Source organism: Archangium minus, assembly GCF_044360475.1.
Lineage (GTDB): Bacteria > Myxococcota > Myxococcia > Myxococcales > Myxococcaceae > Archangium > Archangium minus.
Genome location: NZ_CP043494.1, coordinates 7260369 through 7284418 on the forward strand (window position 1 = coordinate 7260369; position 24050 = coordinate 7284418).

Annotated in this window: 20 protein-coding genes; 17 read left to right on the forward strand and 3 right to left on the reverse strand. The window is 69.0% G+C overall.

Annotated features, from left to right (window positions below):
• Positions 1 to 22 precede the first annotated feature (22 nt).
• From F0U60_RS29445 to F0U60_RS29465, 5 genes are all read left to right on the forward strand, one after another.
• Positions 23 to 511: a tetratricopeptide repeat protein gene (locus F0U60_RS29445; protein WP_395804554.1), complete on the forward strand. Its 489-nt coding sequence runs from the start codon at positions 23 to 25 to the stop codon at positions 509 to 511.
• 115 nt (positions 512 to 626) lie between these two features.
• A complete protein-coding gene (locus F0U60_RS29450) occupies positions 627 to 2450 on the forward strand; it encodes a protein kinase (RefSeq protein WP_395804556.1) in 1824 nt (607 codons plus the stop codon).
• Entirely contained in the window at positions 2447 to 3433 is a 987-nt protein-coding gene (locus F0U60_RS29455) for a tetratricopeptide repeat protein (protein WP_395804558.1), read from the forward strand. Before F0U60_RS29450 ends, F0U60_RS29455 begins: the two co-directional genes overlap by 4 nt.
• A gap of 12 nt (positions 3434 to 3445) precedes the next feature.
• Complete coding sequence (locus F0U60_RS29460) at positions 3446 to 5341, forward strand: sigma 54-interacting transcriptional regulator (protein WP_395804560.1); 1896 nt, start codon at positions 3446 to 3448, stop codon at positions 5339 to 5341.
• Between the two features lie 113 nt (positions 5342 to 5454).
• On the forward strand, positions 5455 to 6540 hold the full coding sequence (locus tag F0U60_RS29465; protein WP_395804562.1) for a lysylphosphatidylglycerol synthase transmembrane domain-containing protein: 1086 nt from the start codon (positions 5455 to 5457) through the stop codon (positions 6538 to 6540).
• Between the two features lie 21 nt (positions 6541 to 6561).
• Here the strand turns inward: F0U60_RS29465 and F0U60_RS29470 are convergent, their stop codons facing one another.
• On the reverse strand, positions 6562 to 7269 hold the full coding sequence (locus F0U60_RS29470; protein ID WP_395804564.1) for a metallophosphoesterase family protein: 708 nt from the start codon (positions 7267 to 7269) through the stop codon (positions 6562 to 6564).
• Between the two features lie 190 nt (positions 7270 to 7459).
• Between F0U60_RS29470 and F0U60_RS29475 the strand changes: the two genes are divergently transcribed.
• The 8 genes from F0U60_RS29475 to F0U60_RS29510 all read left to right on the forward strand — a co-directional run bounded on the left by F0U60_RS29475 (position 7460) and on the right by F0U60_RS29510 (position 16377).
• Positions 7460 to 8020, forward strand: coding sequence for a hypothetical protein (locus tag F0U60_RS29475; RefSeq protein ID WP_395804566.1), 561 nt, complete (start codon positions 7460 to 7462; stop codon positions 8018 to 8020).
• Positions 8017 to 9639, forward strand: coding sequence for a carboxypeptidase-like regulatory domain-containing protein (locus tag F0U60_RS29480; RefSeq protein WP_395804568.1), 1623 nt, complete (start codon positions 8017 to 8019; stop codon positions 9637 to 9639). Before F0U60_RS29475 ends, F0U60_RS29480 begins: the two co-directional genes overlap by 4 nt.
• A gap of 106 nt (positions 9640 to 9745) precedes the next feature.
• Entirely contained in the window at positions 9746 to 10807 is a 1062-nt protein-coding gene (gene argC, locus F0U60_RS29485; RefSeq protein ID WP_395804570.1) for an N-acetyl-gamma-glutamyl-phosphate reductase, read from the forward strand.
• Positions 10804 to 12879: a bifunctional glutamate N-acetyltransferase/amino-acid acetyltransferase ArgJ gene (argJ, locus tag F0U60_RS29490; protein ID WP_395804572.1), complete on the forward strand. Its 2076-nt coding sequence runs from the start codon at positions 10804 to 10806 to the stop codon at positions 12877 to 12879. Before argC ends, argJ begins: the two co-directional genes overlap by 4 nt.
• Positions 12880 to 12905: 26 nt before the next feature.
• A complete protein-coding gene (gene argR, locus F0U60_RS29495; protein ID WP_395804574.1) occupies positions 12906 to 13391 on the forward strand; it encodes an arginine repressor in 486 nt (161 codons plus the stop codon).
• Positions 13388 to 14833: an argininosuccinate lyase gene (gene argH / locus F0U60_RS29500; RefSeq protein WP_395804576.1), complete on the forward strand. Its 1446-nt coding sequence runs from the start codon at positions 13388 to 13390 to the stop codon at positions 14831 to 14833. The genes argR and argH overlap by 4 nt, the downstream gene beginning before the upstream one ends.
• Positions 14830 to 15735, forward strand: a complete 906-nt coding sequence (gene argF / locus F0U60_RS29505; protein WP_395804578.1) for an ornithine carbamoyltransferase — start codon at positions 14830 to 14832, stop codon at positions 15733 to 15735. The genes argH and argF overlap by 4 nt, the downstream gene beginning before the upstream one ends.
• A gap of 249 nt (positions 15736 to 15984) precedes the next feature.
• A complete protein-coding gene (locus tag F0U60_RS29510) occupies positions 15985 to 16377 on the forward strand; it encodes a hypothetical protein (protein ID WP_395804580.1) in 393 nt (130 codons plus the stop codon).
• Between the two features lie 116 nt (positions 16378 to 16493).
• Here F0U60_RS29510 and F0U60_RS29515 read toward each other — a convergent pair whose 3' ends face one another.
• On the reverse strand, positions 16494 to 17519 hold the full coding sequence (locus tag F0U60_RS29515) for a pirin family protein (protein WP_395804581.1): 1026 nt from the start codon (positions 17517 to 17519) through the stop codon (positions 16494 to 16496).
• 190 nt (positions 17520 to 17709) lie between these two features.
• On the opposite strand from F0U60_RS29515, the gene F0U60_RS29520 reads away from it, so the two are divergent.
• The gene (locus F0U60_RS29520; RefSeq protein WP_395804582.1) at positions 17710 to 18054 is read left to right on the forward strand and encodes a hypothetical protein; all 345 of its coding nucleotides are present in this window, start codon (positions 17710 to 17712) and stop codon (positions 18052 to 18054) included.
• A 40-nt stretch (positions 18055 to 18094) separates the two neighbouring features.
• Positions 18095 to 19156 (forward strand): hypothetical protein, encoded by a 1062-nt coding sequence (locus tag F0U60_RS29525; RefSeq protein WP_395804583.1) that lies wholly within the window; start codon positions 18095 to 18097, stop codon positions 19154 to 19156.
• A 60-nt stretch (positions 19157 to 19216) separates the two neighbouring features.
• On the opposite strand, the gene dacB is transcribed toward F0U60_RS29525, so the two are convergent.
• Positions 19217 to 20719: a D-alanyl-D-alanine carboxypeptidase/D-alanyl-D-alanine-endopeptidase gene (gene dacB / locus F0U60_RS29530; protein ID WP_395804585.1), complete on the reverse strand. Its 1503-nt coding sequence runs from the start codon at positions 20717 to 20719 to the stop codon at positions 19217 to 19219.
• Between the two features lie 267 nt (positions 20720 to 20986).
• On the opposite strand from dacB, the gene F0U60_RS29535 reads away from it, so the two are divergent.
• Positions 20987 to 22609 (forward strand): DUF1592 domain-containing protein, encoded by a 1623-nt coding sequence (locus F0U60_RS29535; RefSeq protein ID WP_395804587.1) that lies wholly within the window; start codon positions 20987 to 20989, stop codon positions 22607 to 22609.
• Entirely contained in the window at positions 22606 to 23961 is a 1356-nt protein-coding gene (locus F0U60_RS29540) for a DUF1552 domain-containing protein (protein WP_395804589.1), read from the forward strand. The genes F0U60_RS29535 and F0U60_RS29540 overlap by 4 nt, the downstream gene beginning before the upstream one ends.
• Positions 23962 to 24050 lie beyond the last annotated feature (89 nt).

The following is a 24050-nucleotide window of genomic DNA, read 5'->3' on the forward strand; positions in this document are numbered from 1 at the left end:
GCACGGTAACCTTGCGACCGAGATGAAACCGGAAGCCCGCGCCGAAATGGTCGCCCATGCCGAACGCGCCCTGCGCCGCGGAGAGCTGAGTGAGGCCTTGAGCCTCTACGAGACGCTCTGTCGGGCCTTCCCCGAGGACTCCGCTCTGGCCCTCAAGCTGGCCAACCTGCGCGAGATGCTCCAACCCGAGGAGCTCCAGGCCCTCCAGGCGCTCCAGGCCAGCCCCCAGCCCGTCGAGTCCATCCCCCTGGGCCCCTCCTCCCCCGCCGCCGAGGGAGAGCGACTCTTCGCCCTGGGTGACTACGTCGGCGCCGCCGCCGCCTACCGCCGTGCCCTCCACGAGCGCCCCGACAACGAGCTCTTCCGCGAGCGGCTCGAGGAGCTGTACCGGCTCGCGCGCACCCTCCCGGTCCACTCGCCCACGGACCGCAAGCTGCCCCGGCAGGCCGAGCCACTCCTTCATGCCCTGTTGGACCGGCTCGCCGCGCGACGTCGCATCAAGCGCGACTGACGCGTTGCACCCCATGGGGTCGGAACCTAGAATCCCACCCCGACGTCGCTGTCATACCCGCGATCCCCACCCTGACACTCGCGCCCTCATGTCCTCTCCCGAGGATCCGGCACCCATGACGCACATCGGCCGCAACATCGGGCGGTACCGCATCCTCGAGGAGCTCGGCTCTGGGGGCATGAGCGTCGTGTACAAGGGGCTCGACACCGCGCTGGACCGGGAGGTGGCGGTGAAGGTGCTGCACCCGCACCTGGCCAACAAGTCCGAGTCGCGCCGGCGGCTCGCGCGCGAGGCCAAGGCGGTGGCCCGGCTGCACCACCCCAACATCCTCGAGGTCTTCGACTTCTCGGCCGAGGGCGCGCAGGACGCCTTCCTCGTCACCGAGTACGTGCGCGGCCGAACCCTCAAGGAGTACGTGGACGAGCTGGGTCGGCTGGAGCCTCCCGAGCTGGCCGCCATGGTGGTCCATGAGATCGCCGCCGCGCTGGCCCACGCGCACGAGTCCGGTGTCATCCACCGCGACATCAAGCCCGAGAACGTGATGGTCCGCGAGGACGGCGTCCTCAAGTTGATGGACTTCGGGATCGCCAAGCTGCTCGACATCGAGGAGCGGATGACCGTCACCGGGGCGCTGGTGGGCTCACCCGCGCACATGGCCCCGGAGATCATCGAGGGCCACGAGGCCAGCCCCGAAACCGACATCTTCTCGCTGGGCACCATCCTCTACGGCCTCATGGTGGGCCGGCTGCCCTTCACGGCCTCCAATGCCACCGCCACCCTCAAGCGCATCCTCGACGGAGCCTATGAGGATCCGCGCCAGCGGGTGCCCACACTCTCGGACGAGCTGGCGGACATCTGCGCCACCTGCCTGGCGAGGGATCCGGCCCGGCGCTACGCGAACGCGGGCAAGCTGCGTGACGCACTGGGTGATTACCTCGCGGGGCTCGGCTTCGCGCGCGTAGGCGAGGAGCTCACGTCCTTCTTCGCGGACACGGCCTCGTACCAGCGGCTGATGCGCCCGCGGATCATCGCCTCGCTGCTCGAGCGTGGGGAGCGGCTGCTCGCGGAGAAGCGCACGCCCCGGGCACTCGCCTGCCTCAACCAGGTGCTCGCGCTTGATGGCTCCAACGCACGGGCGCTCGCGTTGCTCGGGGGCCTGGAGCGAGAGCGCCGCCTGAAGAAGTGGCGTGCCCGGGGGCTGAAGCTGGCCGTGGGCCTGCTGGCGGCCTCGGTGCTCGGCGTGGGCCTTCACCTGCTCCAGCGACGTCCCCCGGAGGCTCCGCCTGCATCCAAACCGAGTCCGGTGGTGGTGAAGCCTCCTCGGACCTCTGAGGCCCAGGCGCACGTGAGCCCTTCGGTGAAGACGCCGCCACCCGAGCCGCATCCGGCCACGCCCGCTCAGGTGGCGCCTTCGCGGCCTCCACCCGACAAGCGCCCGCCCGCGCATGCCGAGCCGGCTCGAGCTGAATCCGCCCGTGTGGCGCCCGTGCCCATCTCCATCCTGGTGCGGCCCTACGGCTACATCCGGGTGGATGACGGGGAGCGAAGCAAGCAGCCGCTCGCGCAGCACACGCTGGAGGTGGCACCCGGCTCACACACCGTCACCATCACCTGCGACTACTGCGAGGACACCCAGGAGACCATTGAGGTGCAACCCGGAGCGGAGAACGTCTTCCGGCTGCGCGCCCTGCTCAAGAGCTCGCGGTTGTCTTTCATGTTCGAGCCCGCGGACGCGCTGGTGCGCGTGGGTGGCGAGGTCCGCACCGTGCGCGAGACGCAGGAGCACCCCTTCGAAATCCAGTCACCGAAGGGACCCGCGACCTTCCAGCACCGGGTGGAGTACGAGGTGAGTCACAACGGGTACCTCACCGAGAAGCGCGTGGCGCTCGTCGAGCCCGGGAAGTCCACCACCGTGCGCGGAGCACTCGTCGCCGAATGAGCCTCCGCCTGCGCCTCCTCGTGCTCCTGCTGGGACTGCTCACCCCCGTCACCGTGCTCGCCGACGAGCCGGCGGACGTGGAGGTGAACACCCTGCGCGCCAGCTACGAGTACGGCCGTTACGCCGAGGTGCTGGAGCGCGCAGGGACCCGCATCGACCGGGGCAGTCTCTCCGATAAGGATCTGGCGGAGCTGCACAAGCTGGCCGGGCTGAGCGCCTTCCACCTCAAACGCATGGACGACGCCGCGCGCCACTTCCGCGCGCTGCTGCGGTTGGAGCCGGACTTCAATCTGGATCCCTTCGCGACGCCGCCGCCCGTGGTGACGTACCTGGACGATATCCGCCAGCAGATGTCGGCGGAGTTGGAGCTGGTGCGCCAGGAGCGGCGGCTGCGGATGGAGCGGGAGCGCACGGCGGCCGAGCGGCGTGAGCGCGAGCGCCTGGCCGCCGAGGAGCAGCGCCGCCGCGTGGAGACGCTGTCCCGGCAGATAACGGTGCGGGAGGTGGAGTCGCGCAGCTTCCTGGTGAACTTCGTCCCCTTCGGCGCGGGCCAGTTCCAGCAGGGCCGCACCGGCCTGGGCACCCTCTTCGCGGCCTCCGAGGGCGCGCTCGCCGTCACCAGCATCATCTCCTTCTTCGCCTACAGCTCCCTCGTCAAGACGAGGAAGGTGACCGTGGACGACATTGACGGCGGCACCCTGGACGTCCCCGTGCGCTACATCCCCACCAGCGACCGGCTGCAGGCCGACAACTGGACGAGGCTCAAGTGGGGCTCGGCCGCGGGCTTCTACGCCGTGTACGCGGTGGGCGTGCTCGACGCCCTCCTGCACCACCAGGACCGGGTGGTGCAGACACACATCGAGACCCTTCCCGCCCCACCCGCGCTCAAGGAGTCCACTCCGGACCCCGCCCCGCCCCGAGCCAGCCTCCACCTCTTCCCCACCTCCGGCGGAGCCGGCGCCGGCTTTTCCCTCGCCTTCTAGGAACGCGTCGACATGGCCAGCCTCACCGTCCGCACCCCCGATGGTAAGGTCCGCACGGTCCCCCTCCACAAGCGCATCACCAGCATCGGCCGCTCGGCCGACAATGATGTGCAGCTGGAGGACCCTTCCGTACCGGACAGCGCCCTGCACCTGCTCTTCGATGGAACGCGCTACCAGCTCGGCAGCCTGGGCGCGACCTTCCAAGTCAACGGCAAGAAGCGCGACAACCACGTGCTCGCCTCCGCCGACGTCATCCGCGTGGGAGGCACCGAGCTCGTCTTCGCCCGCGAGGACGCCGCGCCGGCCAGACCGACTCCCGCGCCCACTCCTGCTGTCTCCATCACCCATGATGCGGATCCGGACTCGCACACCCGCGACATGCCAGGCGTGGTGGGTCGCGAGCTCGTCCTCTTGCGCCGCCTCACCGCCTTCAGCGAGCGACTGCTGGGCAGCTCCAGCCGGGACGAGCTGCTGGAGAGCCTCCTGGACGAGGCCATCGAGGTGACACGGGCGGACAAGGGCTTCCTCATCCTCCGGGAGAACGGCGAGCTGTGCGTGAAGGTGGCGCGCAATCTTTCCCGGGAGAACATCGAGGACGCCATGGAGCGGGTGTCCGACTCCATCATCGAGAAGGTGGTCCGCTCCCGCAAACCGCTCATCGTCAGCGACGCGCTGGACGACCCCGAGTTCAAGTCCAGCAAGTCCGTGGTGAGCCTCAAGCTGCTGTCCGTCATGTGCGTGCCCCTGATGCGCAATGACGAGCTGTTCGGCGTGCTCTACGTGGGCAATGACCGACTGGTGAACCGGTTCGAGCCCAAGAGCCTGGACATGCTCACCATCTTCGCGGCGCAGGCCCTGCTGCTCATCCAGAACGCGCTGCTGGTGAACGACCTCAAGCTGGACAACACCGAGCTGCGCAAGCGCCTGGACGATACGCGCTACGGGGAGATCGTCGGCACCTGCCAGGGCATGCGCGACGTGTACAAGCGCATCGACAAGATCGCCCCCACGGACATCTCCGTCCTCATCACCGGCGAGACGGGCACGGGCAAGGAGCTCATCGCCCGGGAGCTCCACCGGCACTCGCCTCGGGCGAAGGGGCCGTTCGTCACCATCAACTGCGGGGCCATTCCAGAGAACCTGCTGGAGAGCGAGCTGTTCGGCCACGTGCGCGGCGCCTTCACCGGCGCGGTGAACACCAAGGCGGGCAAGTTCCAGGCGGCCATCGGCGGCACGCTCTTCCTGGATGAGATCGGCGAGATGCCGCTCCAGCTCCAGGTGAAGCTCCTGCGCGCGCTGCAGGAGAAGGTCGTCTACAAGGTGGGCGACCACCGCGGCGAGCCGGTGGACATCCGCGTGGTGACGGCCACCAACCGCGTGCTCGAGGACGAGGTACGCAAGGGCACCTTCCGCGAGGACCTGTACTACCGGCTCAACGTGGTGACGCTGAAGCTGCCGCCCCTGCGCGAGCGCGGTGAGGACCTCTTCGTCCTGGGCAAGTACTTCCTGCAGAAGTACGCCAAGGAGTTCGGCTCGAAGGCGAAGGGCTTCTCGCCCTCGGCCACGGTGGCCATGAAGAAGTACGGCTGGCCGGGCAACATCCGCGAGCTGGAGAACCGCATCAAGAAGGCGGTGGTGCTCGCGGACAAGCCGCTGCTCGGGCCGGACGATCTGGATCTCCGGCCAGAGAGCCTGGAGCCGGTGCTGCCGCTCGCCGAGGCGCGCGAGCGCTGGCAGAAGCAGTACATCCAGGAGGTCTACGAGCGGAACAACCGCAACAAGACCAAGACGGCCAAGGACCTGGGCGTGGATCCACGCACCATCTTCCGCCACTTCGAGAAGCTGGAGGCGGAGAAGAACGGCGCGCCCCTGCCGCCCGGCGACGGAGAGGACGAGGAGCTGCTCTAGCCTCCTGCCTGCCCCACGGGCGACCTTGAAATGTCACCCGCCGCCTCTCGCGCTTGGCGGCGTCGTGACATGGCCCCCCTAGATTCCCCTCGCGCGTAGCGACAGGAGGATTCTTGAGGGCCACGGCGAGCGATTCATCCACCCCCCTGACCAGTGCGAGCATCACCCCACGAGCCATGGCGCTCTACGCGGTGGGGCTGCTCACCGCGGGGGTGTGCCTGTTCTGGACCTTCCGCACGGTCGACCTGAAGCATGCGTGGGAGGCGGTGGCCCTGCTCGGCCCGTGGCTGCCGCTCACCTTCATCCCCTTCCTGTTCTCCCTGGGCTTGGACGGCCTGGGCTGGAGCCGCATCCTCTCCGTGCTCGGACGCCGGGTGGAGCCGCTGCGCCTCGCCGCCCTCCGCGTCTCCGTCGAGGCCCTGTGCATCAGCCTCCCTGGCGGTGCGCTCTTCGCCGAGACGCTCAAGCCCGTCCTGCTCAAGAACCGCCACCACGTGCCACTCGATGAAGGCGTGAGCGTCATCGCCGCCCGGAAGTGCTTCATCATCCTCGCCCACGGGCTGTACCTGGGCCTCGGGGTGCTGCTCGGCTGGCGGTTCCTCGCCGACGGCTCCCACCGCGTGCTCGGCGTGTCCGGGCTTCCGCTGCTCGCGGCCGGGGCCTCCGTGGCCCTGCTCTCCATCGCCCTGGTGTCGAGGTGGCTCATCCGCGGCGGACTGGCCGGTTGGCTCGGGCGGCTGCTGGGGCGTGTCCCCGTCCGCGCCGTCCAGCGTTGGGTGGAGGAGCGCCGCACGGCCTTCGATCAGGCGGACGGTCACCTCGGACGAGCCCTGGCGCTCCGCCAGCTCGCACTCCCCGCGCTGCTCTATGTCGGCATGTGGCTGTGCGAGGCCACCGAGACCTTCCTGCTGCTGCGCCTGTTCGGCTTCGAGGTGACCTGGAGCGATGCGCTCGCCATCGAGTCCGTCATGTCCGTGCTCAAGGTGCTCGCCTTCTTCGTCCCCGCCGGGCTCGGCGTGCAGGACGCGGGCTATGCCGCCTTCATCGCCGGCATGTCCGGCTCCCAGGCGCTCCACCTCGCCGCCGCCTTCGCCCTGGTCAAGCGCGCTCGGGAGCTGTTCTTCCTGGGGCTCGGGTACGCGTTGCTGATGCTGCGTCCCCGCCGGGTCCAGCGCAGCCAGAGCCCCGCGACTGCCTGAGTCGGGCGGGGGGTTCCACCCTCACCACGTGGCGTGGTGCGCGTACTCGCCCGCCTTCGTGTCCAGGCTCAGGAACGAGAACCGCCCCTGCGAGCACGTGCCGCTGTTGAGGAAGAGTCGGTCCCCGTGCGCCACGCGCATGCCCAGGTGCGTGTGCCCCGTCACCACGATGTCGGCCGCGTTCTCGTGCGCCCGCCCCAGCGCCCACCGCTGGAAGGTGCACCGCGAGGGATCCTCCGCCGCGCCCCGCATCCGCTGATCCAGCGCATCGAAGGCCCGGAACACCGCGCCCAGGCGCCAGCGCCGCAGCCACGCCCCTGCCCACACCGCCACCTCTGACAGCCAGCGCGCCCGGCGGATCATCCAGTCGTGGTGGTGGCCGTGCGTGAAGAGCATCCGCACCCCGTCCGCCTCCAGCATCAGGTGCTCCGGCGCTGCCAGCACCCGCCCGGCGATCAGATCGTGGTTGCCGTGCACGTAGTGGTACTGGGGCCGCTCGAAGCGGCGCACCAGCTCGGGATGGGCCTCCCGCGCCGCCACGAGCTCGGCGGCCTGCCTGCTGGGCATCCGGGACGTCAGCGTCTCGTAGATGTCCCCCAGCAGGACGATCCGCTCGAAGTTCCCCTCGAGGAAGCGCAGGAAGCGCAGGAACGCCGTGTCCTCGTGACCGAAGTGGTCCACCACATCCCGCTGGCCCAGGTGGAGATCCGAAATCACCGCGATGCGCATACCGCCTCCTGTCCTCACACGGACAGTAGCGGCCCCACGTGTCGGCCCGGTGCAGTGAACGTGGAATCATCGTGACAGGTCTGTCGCGGTTCCCTGTGCTCCAGAGCTATGGCACCCTCGCCAAACCCCTGTCCCGACGATGAAATCCGCTCTCCGCCCACTGGCCAGTGAATTGCTACCGAGCCCTCTCATGAAATGGCTGGGGCTTGGACTCACCGTAGGAGCGTTGGGGGGCTGCCTCATCCCCCAGAACGAGGAGTACCTCAGCGAGCTCCCCGTACGGCTCAACCACCCCCTGCGACTCGTAGAGCAACAGGCGAAACCCTCCAATCGCATCATCCGCGGCTTCGGAACCTCCGAGCTGTGCGAGCTGGAGTTCTCGATCCCCGTCGAGGATCTCGACCTCGCGGACACGCTCGTCGCGTACTGGTTCGTGGACTACGACCCCAACCAACCGCGCGGCGCGGACAGCATGGACAACATCTTGCCCGATAAGGGCGCCATCGACGCGGTGCGCGACGAGTTCGCCGTGTTCCGCGTGAGATACAACGCGGCCGATATCGGCCGCCTGAACATCCCGGGAGACCACGTGGTCGAGGTGGTCGTCACCGACACCGCCCTACTCGCGGGACGGGAGCCTCAGGGGAAGAGCAGCATCAACCTGGAGGACGGCACCGTCTACGAAGACCGGGGCTACACCGCGAGCTACGCGTGGTTCGTGAAGACCGAGGCAGGAGGAAAGTGCCCATGAGACAGCTCTCCCCCAGGCTCACCACGTCCGTGCTGCTGGCGGCGCTCGTCGCGGGCTGCGCCCCGGGTCATGACTACGACACCTTCATCGGCTGCCGGAGCGACAGCGAGTGCGACGAGGATGAGGTGTGCTTCATCGACGGGTGCGGAAACCCCGGCAAGGACATCGTCGTGGAGGTGGTCCCCAACCCCAAGGCGGGCCTGCACGCTCAGGACTTCCGGGTGGACGACCTGCGGAGCCAGCAGAACATCGAGCTGCTCGATCCGGCCACCCTCCAGGGCCAGGTGCTCGTGCAGGGGGAGTCCTCCACCAGTGGCTACCCGGCCTCCGTCACCCTGCGCATGACGGGCGAGAGCCTGCTCATCCCCGGGGTGAGGCGCTACCACGAGAGCACCTTCGTGCCCCAGAACGGTGGCTACTCGCTGCCGGTGGCCTCGGGGCACTACAGCGTGACCCTGCTCGCCACCAACTCCGAGCAGCCGCCCCTCACCAGCACCCGTGACGTCCAGCCGGGCCGCGCGGTGTCGCTGGACTTCCTCCTGCCCGACACCTCCAAGCTCGTCCGGCTCTCCGGGGCGGTGGTGGACCAGGCGGGGAAGCCAATGGACGTGGATATGGAGGTGCAGGCCCTGGATGACCAGCTGCGCCCCTTGTCCCAGCGCGTCCTGGCGACACGCCTCGCGGAGGGGAAGTTCACCCTGGCGCTCCCGCCCTCGGCCGCGCAGCGGGACACGGTCATCCTCCAGGTGCTGCCCACCTCCGCGGCGTCCCTGGTGCCGCAGAAGCTGTTCACCGTGAGCCCCCGCCCGGACCGCCAGCAGACGCTGTCGATGGGGGACTACGGCGAGCCGGTGCGCTTCCTGGGCCGCGTGCTGAACCGGACCGGGCAGCCAGTCCCTCATGCCTCGGTGTACCTGGCGGGCGGTGTGAGCGGCGGCGGCCAGTACCGCTCCCAGACGGTGCTCACCGACGAGAACGGCCGCTTTGAGCTCCTCACCCTCCCGAGCGGCCCCAGCTCCTCGATGACCCTCTCCGTCATCCCGCCATCGGGCTCGAGCGCCGGCTACACGCAGCGGTACGTCAACGTGCCCCGCGTCAGCGTGACCGAGACACAGGACGTGGTGTGCCAGGAGCGAATGAAGGTGCGCGGCTCCCTCCTGAAGCCCAGCGACTCGGAGCCGGCCGCCGGCGTGAGGGTGGTGGCCGAGCCCATCGAGGAGCTGCCCGGCTGGCCCCGGCCCACCGTCAGCGTCGAAGCCCCCCGCCCCACGGATGACCAGGGCAACTTCGAGCTCGCGCTGGATCCGGGCCGCTACCGCTTCGACTTCATCCCCACCGAGGACCTCCCGATCGTCAGCCGCATCGTGCTGGTGCGCCCCGAGGAGGACGAGCCCTCCGTCGAGCCGCTGGAGCTCACTACCTTCACCCTCTCCAAGGGCCGCCGCGTCACGGGGCAGGTCAACTTCAACGGCGGGCGGATGGCGCGCGTGTCCGCGCCCTACGCCTCCATCCGCTTCTTCCGGGTGGTGGAGGTGGAGGGCAAGCCGTCCCCCCTGCTGCTCGCGCAGACGCTGACGGACCAGAACGGCAACTACTCCACCACCCTGCCCGCGCGCTGAGGCGCGCTCGCGGTGTGGCCTCGCTCCCGCCCCTCCTTCCGGAGGCGGCGGGAATATGCATTTGTCACTTGCTTGTATGCAGGGTAGCGAATATTCATGCACTCCCATGCATAAGACGGCGATCGGCATCATTGGCGCGTCCGGGTACTCCGGCATCGAGGCGACCCACATCCTGGCAGCCCACGAGAAGGTGGAGCTGCGGCTGGTGACCAGCGACAGGTGGCAGGGCGAGGCCGTGGGCCGCCGTCTGGGCATTGCGGGCGCCACCGGTCAGCTGCGCTATGCGCCGTTGGACAAGAGCGCCGAGCTGGCTCGGGAGTGCGCGGTCGTCTTCCTGGCCACGCCGGCTGAGTCCTCCCTCCACATGGTACCCGGGCTGCTGGAGGCGGGCGTGCGGGTGATCGATCTGTCGGGCGCCTTCCGGCTGCGGGACACGGCCAGCTACCCGGCCTTCTACAACTTCACCCACTCGTCACCGGGGCTGCTGGAGCAGGCCGCCTATGGTCTGCCAGAGCTCTTCCGCGAGCGGATTCCCAGCGCGCGGCTCGTGGCCAACCCGGGCTGCTATGCCACCGCCTGCGCGCTCTCCGTGGCGCCGCTGTTGCGGGCCGGGCTGCTGGACGAGGGCTCGGTCATCTTCGACGCCGCCTCGGGCACCACGGGCGCTGGCCGCAAGGGCTCGGAGGACATGAGCTTCAGCGAGGTGGACGAGGACTTCCGCGCCTACCGCGTGCTGCGCCACCAACACACGCCGGAGATCGCCCAGACGCTCGCGGGCGTGGCTGGCCGCACCGTGCCCCTCACCTTCACGGCGCACCTGCTGCCGCTCAAGCGTGGCATCCTCGTCACCGCCTACGGGCGCCTGCGCTCGGGCGCCACCGCCGCCGAGGCTCGCGCCGCCTTGGAGCAGGCCTATGGCTCCAGTCCCTTCGTGACGGTGGAGGCCTCGCCGGATGCGGTGAACCTCAAGAGCGTGGTGGGCACCAACCGCTGCACGGTCGCCCTGGCCGCCGACACCTCCGGCTTCGACCCGGGCCGCGTGGTGGTGACGGCTGCCATCGACAACCTGGTGAAGGGGGCGGCCGGACAGGCCGTCCAGAACCTCAACCTCATGATGGGTTGGGAGGAGACGCTCGGCCTCTCCACCCTGAGGGCATTCTCTCCGTGAAGGTTCCCCTCGGCTTTTCCTTCGCAGGCATCCACGCCGGCATCAAGCCCCAGCGCAAGGACGTGGCGCTCGTCTACAGCGACACGCCCTGCTCGGCCGCGGGCTGCTTCACGGCCAACAAGGCCCGGGCCGCTCCGGTCCAGGACGCGCAGGACCGCCTGCCCGCCTCGGGCATCCAGGCCGTCGTCGTCAACTCGGGCAACGCCAACGCCCTCACCGGCCCCGCCGGACTGGAGGCCGTGCGCACCGTGCGGGAGGCGATGGGTCGCGCCCTCTCCATTCCCGCGTCCGCCGTGCTCGCCGCCTCCACGGGAGTGATCGGCCACCCGCTGCCCGTGCCCAAGGTGCTGGCCGTGCTCGGTCCGCTCAAGGATGCCCTGCGCCCCGAGCCGGATGCCGCCGCCGAGGCCATCATGACCACCGACACGCGCCCCAAGCAGGCGTGGCGCTCGGTGCGCATGGGCGGCCGGGACGTGACGGTCTCCGCCATCTTCAAGGGCTCGGGGATGATGCACCCGTCGCTGGCCACGGTGATTGCCGTCATCACCACGGACTGCGCCATCCAGCCGGGGGCGCTCGCGGTCGCCCTGCGCGAGGCGGTGTCCACCACCTTCAACAGCCTGACGGTGGATGGGGACATGAGCCCCAACGACACCGTCTACGCGCTGGCCAACGGCCGGGCTGGAAACCCCATCATCACGGATCCAGGGCCGGAGCTGAGCCTCCTCACCACCACGCTGTCGGACCTGTGCCAGGAGATGGCGAAGGAGATCGCCTCCGATGGTGAGGGCGCCACCAAGCTGCTGGAGGTGGAGGTGACGGGCGCGCCCGACACGGCCATCGCCCAGGATCTGGCGCGCGCCGTCGCGGGCTCCACCCTGGTGAAGGCCGCCGTCTTCGGAGCCGATCCCAACTGGGGCCGCGTGCTCGCCACCGTGGGCGCGCGTGCCGGCACCCAGGGCTACGACATCGATCCGTACTCGGCCCACGTGCGCATCCAGGGCACCTCCGTCTACCAGGGGGCGCCGCGGCCGTATGATCCCGTCCTGCTCAAGGCGCGCATGCGCGAGCCCGAGGTTCGCGTGGAGGTGCACCTCACCGGTGGCGAGGGCGCGTCCGTGGCCTGGGGGTGCGATCTCTCGTACGACTACGTGAAGATCAACGCGGACTACACCTCGCTCATCGTCCCGAGGCCGGACGGCGGCGTGGGCAAGGACGATCGGCTGGCCAACTACAGCCCCGCGTTCAAGACGACGCTGCTCGTCGAAGCGCTCTCGTACATCTCCCGCTTCCGCGGCAGGCGCTGCGTCATCCGCTACGGCGGCGCGGCCATGGTGAAGGACTCCCTCAAGCAGGCCTTCTGCCGTGACATCGAGCTGCTGCGCTCGGCGGGCCTCCAGCCCATCATCGTCCACGGCGGCGGGCCGGAGCTCACCCGCACGCTCGACAAGCTCGGCCTGCGCCAGGAGGGCGGGCTCATCACCGACGACTCCGGTCTCCGGGTGGTGGAGATGGTCATCTCCGGATCCGTCAACTCGGAGCTCGTCACCATCCTCAACAACATGGGAGACCGGGCGGTGGGCCTGTCCGGCAAGGACGGAGCGCTGCTGCGGGCCCGGCGGATTCCGGGCGACGACGGCCGCTCCAAGGAGCACGTCGGCGAGGTGACGCGCGTCAACCACGAGTTCCTGGAGATGCTGCTGGCCCAGGGCTACGTGCCAGTCATCTCCCCCATGGGACTGGGCGAGGACGGGCAGACGTACGACCTCGGCTCGGACGCGGTGGCCGCGGAGATCGCCAACGCCCTCAAGGCGCACAAGCTCATCTTCCTGCACGACGCGCCGGGCATCCTCCGAGGTGAGGAGCTCTTCAACGAGCTCACGTCCGCGGAGCTGGATCGCCACCTCTCGGAGGGCGCATTCAGCGGCAGCATGCGGACGCGCGCGATGATGGCGATCAAGGCGCTGGGCGGCGGTGTCGAGCGCGTCCACGTCATCGATGGGCGCGTGCCGCACAGCCTCATCGCCGAGCTCTTCACCGACAAGGGTGTCGGAACGCTCGTCACCCGCTGAGACCCGCCTGGGGTGGAGCACTGAACGTGAGTCCGAATCGAAGCAATGGAGACAAGGCGGCGCGCCAGGAGGCCATCCGCCGCATCATTCGCGCGCACGCGGTGTCCACGCAGGAGGAGCTAGGCCAGCTCCTGGCTCGCGAGGGCTTCGACGTCACCCAGGCCACGCTCTCGAGGGACCTGGCTCAGCTCGGCGCCATGCGCGTGTCGCTGCCCGAGGGCGGCACCGTGTACGGGCTGGAGGATGCCCCGCCCCCCACGGGAGAGGACCGGCTGCGCGAGCTGGGGGAGATGATCCTCTCGGTGGATGACAACGAGATGTTGGTGGTGGTCCGCACCCGCCCGGGCTCCGCGCCCCTGGTGGCGTCGGCCATTGATCAGGCCCGGCTTCTGGAGAGCCTGGGGACCATCGCCGGAGATGACACCATCTTCGCCGCCCCGGCCCGCGGGAAGTCGGCCCGTACGCTGTCCAGGAAGTTGAAAGCTCTCTTCGGAAAGGAAGAAACCCCGTGACGATTGCCAAGACGGCCGCCTCCGGCGGGCCCGGCCTGCACCCGGAGGTGCTGGCGTTCACGAGCTCGCTGGCGCTCGACAAGGCCCTCTTGAAGGAGGACCTGGTGGGCAGCCTCGCTCACCTCACCATGCTGTCGCGCACCCGCCTCATCCCCTCGGAGGACGCGCGCGCCATCCGCGAGCAGCTCGTCGCCATCTGGAAGGGCTCGCAGGCCGGCACGCTCGTGCTCGCCGACGAGGAGGACGTGCACATGGCCGTGGAGGCGGAGATCACCCGCATCCTCGGGGAGCGCGCGGGCCTCCTGCACACGGCGCGCTCGCGCAATGATCAGGTCGCGTTGGACCTCCGCCTGCACGTGCGTGAGAAGGTGGCCGAGGCGCTGGGCGAGCTGGCGAAGCTGCTGGAGGGCCTGGCCGCTCGGGCCGAGGCGGAGCGCGGCACCCTGCTGCCCTCGTACACGCACCGGCAGCGGGCGCAGCCCATCTCCCTGGCGTACCTGCTGTGCGGCTACGGGGCCATGTTCACCCGGGACGTGGACGCGCTCGGCTTCGTGCTGGAGCAGGTGTCCGCGCTGCCCCTGGGCGTGGGAGCCATTGGCGGCACGTCGCTGCCCATCGACCGCGAGGTGACGCGCGAGCTGCTGCGCTTCCCGCGCCTGACGATGAACGGGCTGGACACGGTGGGCGATCGCGACTTCGCCATGGACTTCGCCTACGCGGCCATGCGCTCGCTGCTGCACGCGAGCCGGGTGGCCACGGACTTCTACGACTTCGCCTCGCCCGAGTTCGGCTTCGTGAAGCTGGACGGGGAGATCGCCTGCGGCTCGAGCATGATGCCGCAGAAGCGCAACCCGGACGTCTTCGAGCTCATCCGCGGCAAGTCCGGACGGGCGGTGGGCAACCTCAACACCCTGGCGGTGCTCGTGAAGGGCTTGCCGGGCGGGTACAGCCGGGATCTGCAGGAGGATCGGCAGGTGCTGCTGGAGACGGGGCCGCTGCTGACGAGCGTGCTGTCCATGCTGCACCTGGCGCTGGGCAAGGTGCACTTCGACCGGGAGCGGTGCTTCGCGGCGGTGGAGTCGGACTACATGCAGGCCACGGACGTGGCCGAGGCGCTGGCGATGAAGGGCATTCCCTTCCGCACTGCGTACAAGGCGACAGGAGCGCTGGTGCGAGCGTGCCAGGAGCGCGGCCTGCCCCTGGCCAAGGTGACGCTGGAGCTGGCACAGTCGGTGGATCCCCGCTTCGACGCCGAGGTGCTGAAGAGCGCGGATCCGCGACGTGCGGTGGAGCGCAAGGCCAACGCCGGAGGCACGGGACCGGCGTCGGTGGAGAAGCAGATTTCCGAGCTGAAGTCCCACGCGGCCCGGGCCCGGACGATGGCGGATGCCGTCCCCCGGCTCGCGGCCCTCTTCGATTCGTTGCAGGAGGCTGCACTGTGAAGCGCGATTTCCTCACCCTGGCGGACCGCACCGAGGCCGAGTACCGCGCCCTCTTCGATCGGGCGCACGCGCTCAAGGCGAGCCGCAAGCGCAAGGAAGTGGTGACGACGCTGGCCGGGCGGCACCTGGTGCTGGTGTTCGAGAAGTCCTCGACGCGCACGCACCTGTCGTTCGAGGCGGCCATGTACCAGTTGGGCGGCACGGTGACGACGATCACCGCGGGCAGCAGCCAGATCGCGCGCGGCGAGACGATCGAGGACACGGCGCGGGTCATCTCCGGCTACGCGGACTGCATCATGTTCCGCACCTTCGGGGACGATCGGCTGACGGCGTTCGCGAAGGCGTCGCGGGTGCCGGTGATCAACGGCCTGTCCGAGGGCGGGCACCCGGTGCAGGTGCTGACGGACCTGTTCACGGTGGAGGAGCGGCTGGGGAGCGTGAAGGGCAAGACGGTGGCTTTCGTGGGCGACTGCGCGAGCAACATGGGCCTGTCGTTCGTGGAGGCCACGAAGTACTTCGGGTTCAACCTGCGGCTGGGGTGCCCCGAGGGCTACCGGCCGGCCGCGTCGGCACTGGCTGACGCCGGAGCGCGCGTGCTCGTGACGGCGGACGCCACCGAGGCGGTGCGTGGGGCGGACGTGGTGGTGACGGACGTGTGGACGAGCATGGGCCAGGAGGCCGAGTCGGCGAAGCGCAAGAAGGACCTGCACGACTACCAGCTCAACGAGGCGCTGCTGGCGAAGGCGAACCCGGGCGCCATCGTGCTGCACTGCCTGCCGGCGCACCGCGGCGAGGAGATCACCGACGGCGTCGTTGACGGCGCGCAGTCGGCGGTCTGGGACGAGGCGGAGAACCGCATGCACGTCCAGAAGGCCCTGCTGGAGCAGCTCATCCTGGGCTGAGCCGCCAAAGCTCGTGGAAGACTCCGGACCCCCTCTCCTCGCGCGAGGGGGTCCTTGACGTTCTTCGGGACGGCAAGGAAGCTGAAGCGCGGTCCCCGGCTTCTTGCATTCCTGAGTTGCTGCGTTCTCGGGTGGGAGACGAGCCTGGCCAAGGCCTTCCTGCTGAAGGGGACTCCCACTGGCTCTGGGCACTTCTCATGTGACAGACGCTAGGATGGTGCGCGTCTCACCCAACCCAAGGAGCCGAACATGAAGAACGCGTGGCTGAGCGCGGTGGTCCTCTCGGTGGCACTGGCAGTGAGCGCCTGCGGCGGTACGGAAGAGACGGTGCTGGATCAGGGCAACGTCGAGCAGCAGCTGCCGCAATGTGACGAGAATGGCGAGTGCGGGCCCGGCTTCTATTGTGTCGGTGGGCCGTTCGGGACGTGCCGCCCGGGCGCTGTCGAGGCGCTGCTGCCCATGTGTACCGACGACGGCCGGTGCCCGGCGGGGTACTACTGCGACGGTGGGCGTGTTTGTCGCCGGCAGATCATCGAGGCGATGCCGTATCAGTGCACCGACGAAGGCCGGTGCCCGACGGGGTACTACTGCGACGGTGGGCCGGGCGGTATCTGCCGCCGGGGTGTCGTGCTCCCTGAGTAGGCCCGCAGACCTTGGGACGTGAGTCCAACGTCCCTCTCCACGACTCCTGGCGACTCTTCTTCGCCAGGAGCGCAGCAGTCAGGCTCACCGGGCTGTGTCCGGGAGCCAGGCGAGGTTCAGCGAGACGGCCGTTCGATGCGACCGTCCGCGTGCCGCGCGAACCGGCCCTCCTCGCGCCCGTGCACCGGGTCGTCCCGCTTGTAAGGCCACCCGCCGAAGCGCGTGCGCTGGTAGTCGTTGATGGCCTGCTGGATCTCCGCGCGGGTGTTCATCACGAAGGGGCCATACTGCACGACGGGCTGACCAATGGGGCGCCCCTGCAGCATCAACACCTCGACCGCGCTGCCCACGGCCTCGAGTTGCAACGCGACGTCGCTCTGCACGGCCATGATCTGGTGCTCACGGAAGGCGTGGTCCGCGACCTTCAGCGCGTCACCTTCGAAGAAGTAGAGCGTGCGGTTGGCGCGTGGGTTCTTCGCAGGCGGGAGCGTCCATGTCGCGCCGGGCTCAAGGCGGATGGTCCAGATGGCCACGTCGGTGTCTGGACGAGAGGCCCACGAGCGGGGCGGAGGCGGCGGCGCGCGCCGGCCCTCGAGCTCCCCCGCGGCCACCGTCACCACGGTGTGCCGGCCCGCCGCGTCGGTGAACGTGAGGCGAGGGATGTCCTGGCTCCAGAGCATCGAAAAGTGCGGCGGCGCGTGCTTGTCCTCGGCCGGGAGGTTCAGCCAGATCTGGAACAGCTCGGTCGGGTTGGGCTCCCCCTTCTTCACGAGCGGGAACATCTCCGAGTGCACAATACCCGTGCCTGCGGTCAGCCACTGCACGTCACCGTGGCCGAAGCGCGCAGTGGCGCCGAGCGAGTCCGAGTGATCGATGAGCCCATTGCGCACCAACGTCACCGTCTCGAAGCCACGGTGCGGGTGGCCCGGAAAGCCTGGCACCTGCTCACCGTGGTACATGCTCCAGCCGTCCTTGCCCCCGAAGTCCTGGCCGATATTCCGGCCTTCCAGCGAGGCCTCGGGCCCCATGTGCTCATTGCCAGCCGGGTACTTGTCGTCGTGGTGGACGCAAAAGAGGAACGGATCCGCGGTCACCCAAGGAGGCGAGCCGAGCGGCAGGGTCTGGAGGATGGGGCTCTTCATGGCAGTTCCTGATGTAACGACATTCGTAGGATGCGGCACGCCCCGCGTGGTCGCGGTCACCCAGGCATGACGCCGTCGCCTGGCTGCGCAGGGTGGAAACGTCGGGCACCGGATGCGAACGACAGGGAAGCATCGCACATGGATGCAGCTGGCTTGTTTACTTCAACTTATCACCGCTCTGGGAGGTCCCATGCGCCCTGTCGTCCAGGTCCTCGTGCTGCTTGTCGCCTTCGCCTCGTGCACTCCGAAGGCGGCGCTCGACCCCACCCAGCCCCCGCCGCCCAAGACGACGGTGCAGGTGTGGAATCAAAACCCCATCGACATGACGCTCTACGTGACGAACAGGACACATCGCGTCCGATTGGGCTTGGTGCCCGGCTCGAGCACCCGCACCTTCGTCGTTCCCCCCCACCTGCTCCTCTCGACGAACTGGCTCGGCTTCCAGGCCGATCCCATCGGGGCTCAGGGCGTGTCGAGCAGCGAGGAGTTGCAGGTGCACCCGGGAGACCAGGTCGGGCTCACGCTCGGGCGTTGATCAGCGCCCGGTGGAGGTCCCCGAGCCCTAGAATGGCGCCATGAATCCGTGGTTTCTCGGCCTGCTGCTGGTGAGCATGTTGGTGCTCCCCCTCCCCTTCGCGCTGCGCTGGTGGAGGCGGCGCCAGGCCCGGCGTGCGTGGCTCGCGCTGGCGCCTAGGTTGGAGCTCTCCCTCGTGGCCGGCGGCGATCAGCGGTTGTTGTCCGGGCGCTACCAGGGCCACCCCGTGGAGGTACTGCTCTCTTCGGATGGCACGGCGCAGATGCGCATGACGGTCCAGGCCCACCTGCCGCCCGATCTCCACCTCTCCCGTCAGGAGGCGGGGAGCCGTCGTCTCCAGCTCCGGGGCCTGCGGGACATCCAGGTGGGGGACGCGGCCCTGGACGCGGCCTTCGTCATCCAGGGCAGCAACCCCGCGGCCGTCATCCGCCTGCTGCGCGAGCCGGGCGTCCGCGACGCGCTCCTGGCGCTCGTGGCCGGCAACCCCCAGGCCGTGCTCACGAGGAACGAGGTGGTGGCGCCCAGCGGCTACCCGGTCCAGGAGGAGCCCTGCCGCCGCGCCCTCCGGGCACTCGCGCTGGTGGCGTCCACGCTCGAGCGGACAGCGGGTCAGCACGCACAACTGGCGGCGTCGGCTCGCGAGCAGGCCTGGAGCGAGCGTCTGGCCCTCGCGACGGCACGGCCCCAGGCGCCCCTTCCCCCCGAGCCCGCCCTTCCGCCGGTGGACAAGGCCCCCGTGGAGAGGAACGTCCGGAGCGAGTACGGTCGCCGCAAGAGCCTGTACTTCCTATTCGGTCAGCTCCCGGTTGCCGTGGGCTGGTGGATGTGGCTGCTCGGCGGAGCCTTCAAACACCGGCACGAGCTCCTCGGACTCGCGCCCACGGAGTGGGGAGCGCTGGGGGGGGTTCTCTTCGTCCTGGGCATTGGGGGCGGCCTGTACGGCCAACTCAAGCTGCTCCGCTGCCCCGCCTGTGACGAGTCCCTCACCCAGGATGGCGCGGCCGAAGCGGCGCTCTCGTCCAGGCGCGTGACGAGGCGCAACAGGACTTCCCTAGCCCTGAAGTTCTCCGCCTGCCCCTTCTGCAAGACGCGGCTGCGCTGAGCGGCGGGGCAAGCCGCGGCCCGCCCGTGCGAGCCCTGAGCTCCAGCCCCCGCCCCTGCTTCAGCGCAGGGGCAGGGACACCATCGCCTCGGCGAAGCGCTCGAACACCTGGCTGGCCGTGAGCGCCGGCTTTTCATCGATGTTGCCCAGCATCAGCGCGAAGACGACCCGCGGATGCTCTGGATCATGGGGGCGCTCGGCGATGCCCACGTACGCCTTCTGCCCCGAGAGCGTCCCCGTCTTGGCCCGGATGAGCCCTCGCGTCCCATTGGAGACTCCGGTGCTCGCGAGCGTGCCGTCCACTCCCGAGATGGGCAGGCTCTCCAGCAGCGCGTGGGCGTATGGCTCCTTCAGGCTGGTGTAGATGACCTCCGCCAGCCCGCGCGCGGAGGCCACGTTGTAGCGGGACAGCCCGCTGCCATCCACCGGCCGCAGGAGGCGCGTGGAGATGCCTCTGCGGGTGAGCTCCTGCGCCATCGCGTCGCGCAGCGCGGAGTAGCTCTCCGTGCCTGTCCGCTCGCGGGTGAAGCGCAGACCAAGTCGCTCGGCGTAGATGTTGAGCGACTCCTTGTTCGTCACCTTCACCAGCTCAGCGAGCGAGGGACTGACGAACTCCAAGAGCGGCTCGCTCGTGGTGACCGCTGGCACAGCGGCTACCTGCGGCGGAACCGGCACACGCCAGATGCCACGCGCGACCAGAGCGTCCTCTACGCACGCGGTGAACAGCGCCTGTGGCTCGTCGATGGCGACGCGCATCGACGCCTTGCGCGGGCACTGCTCCGCGGTCGAGCGCCAGACGCAGCGCGTGCGCCCGGTACCCCGCTCGCGGATGCAGCTGAGCCCCGCCCGCTGGGCGTTCGCTTCGAGGTACACAACGGTGGGGAGCTCAACGGACGGGGTATAGCGCACCGTGATGGGCCGCCGAGGCTGGGACATGCAGTCCTGTCCCTCGGGGCGCTCCAGCGACAGGTCCACGACGTTCTCGCGGAAGACGAAGGGAGTCGGGGCGGCGCTGTACGCGTAGGCCGCGTCATCCCACGCCCAGCCGGGACCGAACAGGCCGTAGGGCCCCTCGTCCGCGTTGCTCACGCGCACCGCTCCGACCCACTGCCGAATGCCGCGAGCCTGGAGCGCCTCGGCGAGCTGCTCGCAAGCCAAGGTCGTCTCAGGGAAGCGCCACGAGCCCAGCGACGGATCTCCCGATGCCTCCACCACGAGGTCTCCGAGGAAGAGGTTGCCCAGCTGCGAGCCCTCGAGCCGCACCGGAGTGTGGAAACGGAAGTCCGGGCCGAAGGCGGCGAGCGCCGCGGAGGTGGACACCACCTTCATCGTCGAAGCGGGCAGCAGTCGCACGTGCTCGTGACGCGCGTAGAGCGGCGCGCCCGTTGTCGCGTCCACCAGGAAGACGCTCGCCAGAGTGCCCTCGTCTTCGACGGACTCAAAGAGCGCGTCCGCCACCGAGGCCACCGTCGGAGGGGGTGGCGGACGAGTCGTCGCACGGGGGAGACAGGCCGACAGCGCGAGGGCTGCCAGCACGAGCGTCGCGAACGGGGACCGGCGCATGAGCCGGAAGGTACCGTCCCCACCTCGATGTGTCGACGCTTGGGTGATGCACAACACAGGCTGTGCAGGCAATAACCAGACAGAGGCCTCTCTGGTCATCCGCCCTCCGACCTGCCGGGAATAAACAGACATGTTGCCCACGAATAGCTCCCACGCGTGAGCGGCACTTGGTGTCGAATAAGCAACAGTTTCATCTCAAACCGAGGTGCCAGAACGATGCTTGCTCGATGCCTCCCTCTCTCCAGACGTCTCCGAGCCTTTTCGGTCATGGCAGGGGTGGTGCTCCTGGTTCCCTTGGGCTGTCAGAAGCCATCCGCTCAAGACCCTTCTGGAGGGCAGACCCCAGCCCCGGCCTTTCAGCCCGCGCCGATCTCCCCACGCATCCTGCTGGGTTGGCAGTACCGCAACACCCTCTCGGACCTGCTGGGATCCGAGGCCGCCAAAGTGGTGCAGCCCCCACCCGACACCGCGCTCAATGGCTTCGACGGAATCGGCGCATCCCAGCTCGCCCTGTCCTCCAGCGCCATTGCCCGGTACGAGAGCTCGGCTTGGCTCGCGGCCCAGGCCGCCCTGGCCCACACTCCGACTCGCGATGCACTGATCGGGTGCACGCCCCGCTCCACCACGGATGAGGAGTGCCTGCGCAGCTTCGTCGGCCGCTTCGGTGCACGCGCGTGGCGCCGGCCCCTGACGGATGCCGAGCAGACCTCGTGGACCACGCTCGGCACCTCCGCGGCTGCGGCCGCTGGAAACTTCTACTCGGGAGTGGAGGCGCTCATCGCGGGTCTGCTTCAGTCCCCCCACTTCCTCTACATGGTGGAGGTGGGGGTGCCGGATGCTTCCCAACCCGGGCGCCTCAAGCTCACGGGCCATGAGCTGGCGACGCGGCTCGCCTTCTTCCTCTCCGGCACGACACCTGACGAAGCACTGCTCGCGGCCGCCGCTCAGGGCGAGCTGGACACCGCAGAGGGCGTGCGCACCCAGGCCCGGAGGTTGCTCGCGCTCCCCTCGGCACGCACGGCGCTGGCGCACTTCTTCGACGAGCTGCTCCAACTGCGCGAGCTCCCCACGCTGGGCAAGGACACCACCACCTTCCCCTTCTTCACCCCCTCGCTCGCGGCGTCGATGCGCGAAGAGACGCAGCGCCTGCTCGCGGACATCATCTGGGAGCGAGAGGGCGACTTCCGCGACGTCTTCGATGCGGGCTACACCTTCGTGGACAAGCAGCTCGCCACGCTCTACGGAGTCTCCGGCGCGCCCGCCACCGGCTTCGCCCGCGTCACGCTGCCGGCGGAGGAGGGACGCGGCGGTCTGCTCGGCCACGCCAGCTTCCTGTCGCTGCTGGCCCACACCACCACCACCTCCCCCACGCTGCGAGGCCGGTTCATCCGTGAGCGACTGCTGTGCGAGCCCATCGCCGCCCCGCCCACCAACATTCCTCCCCTGCCCGCCCAGAATCCCGGCGAGCCGCCCAAGACGATGAGGCAACGGCTCCAGCAGCACGTCTCCAACCCGAGCTGTGCTGGCTGCCACACCAAGATGGATCCGCTGGGTCTGGGCCTGGAGAACTTCGACGCGGTGGGCCGCTACCGCACCAACGAGAACGACGCCCCTATTGATCCGGTGAGCACCTTCGATCAGGCCGGCACCTTCAGTGGCCCGCGACAGCTCGGCAGCCTGCTGCGTACGGACGATCGGGTCTTGCGCTGCCTGGTGCGCAACCTGTTCCGCATGGCGACAGGCCACGTGGACGAGGAGGGAGAGCAGGTCTCCCTGCACCAGCTCGATGAGGCCTTCGCCACATCCGGTTACCGCATGAAGGAGCTGCTGGTGGAGCTCGTCGCCAGTGATGCCTTCCGTTACGCCCGTTCCCAGGAGGACCAGCCGTGAAGCCCTTCCGCCTTTCCCGTAGGACGCTACTGCAGGGCGTGGGCGCCGCCGTGGCCCTGCCCACCCTCGAGGCGATGTTGGACTCGCGAGGCACTGCCCTGGCCGCGGGAGGACCACTGCCCAGACGCTTCGCCACGTTCTTCTTCGGCGACGGGGTCATCCTCAGCAAATGGAACCCCACCAGCACCGGTGCCAACTGGCAGTTCAGCCAGGCGCTGGCTCCGCTGGCCAACGTGAAGAGCTACGTCAATGTGGTGTCGGGCTTCCAGGTGAAGACGCCCGACAGGCGCGGCCACCACACGGGCCAGGCCGCCATCCTCTCCGGGTACCCCTTCATCGAGCTGTACGCTCCCAGCGCCAACTACGCCTCGAAGTTCGGCGGGCCCTCCATCGATCAGGTAGCGGCCCAGCACATCGGCCAGGGCACCGCCTTCCGCTCGCTGGAGCTGGGTGTCTCGAAGCGGATCGTCACCGGAGAGGGACCCACGCTCCAGTACATCTCCCACAAGGGACCGGACCAGCCGATGCAGCCGGAGTACAACCCGGCGGCCCTCTTCACCCGGCTCTTCAGCGGCTTCTCGTCGTCTCCTGAGCCCCAAGCGGATCCTCGCGCCGCCCTGCGCGCCAGTGTGCTGGACGCGGTGCGCGAAGACGCAAAGCGGCTCCAGTCCCGGTTGGGGAGCTCGGACCGGGCCCGCTTGGACGCGCACCTCACCTCCATCAGCGAGCTGCGACAGCAGATCCTCGCCCTGCCCCCGCAGTACACCCAGGCCTGCGTTAATCCCCAGCCCGTCACCCAGACGAATCAGGACTCGGGTGGGAAGGAGCCGCTGGAGCTGGTGTCCAAGGCCATGTCGGATCTGCTCGTCCTGGCCTGGGCGTGCGATCTCACCCGCGTCGCCAGCTACATGTTCTCCGGCGGCGTCTGCGCCACGGTGTTCCACATGCTCGGCCAGAGCCGCGGCAACCACGACCTCACCCACGACCCGGAGCCCAGCGCGCAGGGTCAGGTGCATGATTCGGTGGTGTGGGTGGTGAAGCAGTTCGCCTATCTGCTGGAGCGACTCAAGGCGACCCCCGAGGCGGGTGGCAACCTGCTCGACAACAGTTGTTTGCTGTTGACCTCGGACGTGGCTGAGGGGTTCGCCCACTCTGTTACGGACTACCCACTCCTCGTGGCAGGGCGCGCCAGCGGGTACCTCAAGTACCCCGGCATCCACGTTCGCTCCACCAGCAAGGAGAACACCAGCAACGTCCTGCTGACCTGTCTGAAGGCCGTGGGGACTGGTGTCACTTCCGTGGGCGGTGACTCGGGCTACAGCGACACCGAGTGCACCGCGATTCGGGCCTGAGTTCTCTGTCTGCTGGCGGAACTCGGGGACCGCATACCCTCACCCCGACCCTCTCCCAGAGGGAGAGGGAGGGAGGGGTTTTGAGTTTG

Coding starts and splice junctions, on each gene's coding strand:
- F0U60_RS29480 (WP_395804568.1), top strand. CDS start 8,017: ATGAGACAGCTCTCCCCCAGGCTCACCACGTCCGTGCTGCTGGCGGCG.
- F0U60_RS29460 (WP_395804560.1), top strand. CDS start 3,446: ATGGCCAGCCTCACCGTCCGCACCCCCGATGGTAAGGTCCGCACGGTC.
- F0U60_RS29510 (WP_395804580.1), top strand. CDS start 15,985: ATGAAGAACGCGTGGCTGAGCGCGGTGGTCCTCTCGGTGGCACTGGCA.
- dacB (WP_395804585.1), bottom strand. CDS start 20,719: ATGCGCCGGTCCCCGTTCGCGACGCTCGTGCTGGCAGCCCTCGCGCTG.
- F0U60_RS29470 (WP_395804564.1), bottom strand. CDS start 7,269: ATGCGCATCGCGGTGATTTCGGATCTCCACCTGGGCCAGCGGGATGTG.
- argC (WP_395804570.1), top strand. CDS start 9,746: ATGCATAAGACGGCGATCGGCATCATTGGCGCGTCCGGGTACTCCGGC.
- F0U60_RS29455 (WP_395804558.1), top strand. CDS start 2,447: ATGAGCCTCCGCCTGCGCCTCCTCGTGCTCCTGCTGGGACTGCTCACC.
- F0U60_RS29515 (WP_395804581.1), bottom strand. CDS start 17,519: ATGAAGAGCCCCATCCTCCAGACCCTGCCGCTCGGCTCGCCTCCTTGG.
- F0U60_RS29450 (WP_395804556.1), top strand. CDS start 627: ATGACGCACATCGGCCGCAACATCGGGCGGTACCGCATCCTCGAGGAG.
- F0U60_RS29525 (WP_395804583.1), top strand. CDS start 18,095: ATGAATCCGTGGTTTCTCGGCCTGCTGCTGGTGAGCATGTTGGTGCTC.
- F0U60_RS29475 (WP_395804566.1), top strand. CDS start 7,460: ATGAAATGGCTGGGGCTTGGACTCACCGTAGGAGCGTTGGGGGGCTGC.
- F0U60_RS29445 (WP_395804554.1), top strand. CDS start 23: ATGAAACCGGAAGCCCGCGCCGAAATGGTCGCCCATGCCGAACGCGCC.
- F0U60_RS29535 (WP_395804587.1), top strand. CDS start 20,987: ATGGCAGGGGTGGTGCTCCTGGTTCCCTTGGGCTGTCAGAAGCCATCC.
- F0U60_RS29520 (WP_395804582.1), top strand. CDS start 17,710: ATGCGCCCTGTCGTCCAGGTCCTCGTGCTGCTTGTCGCCTTCGCCTCG.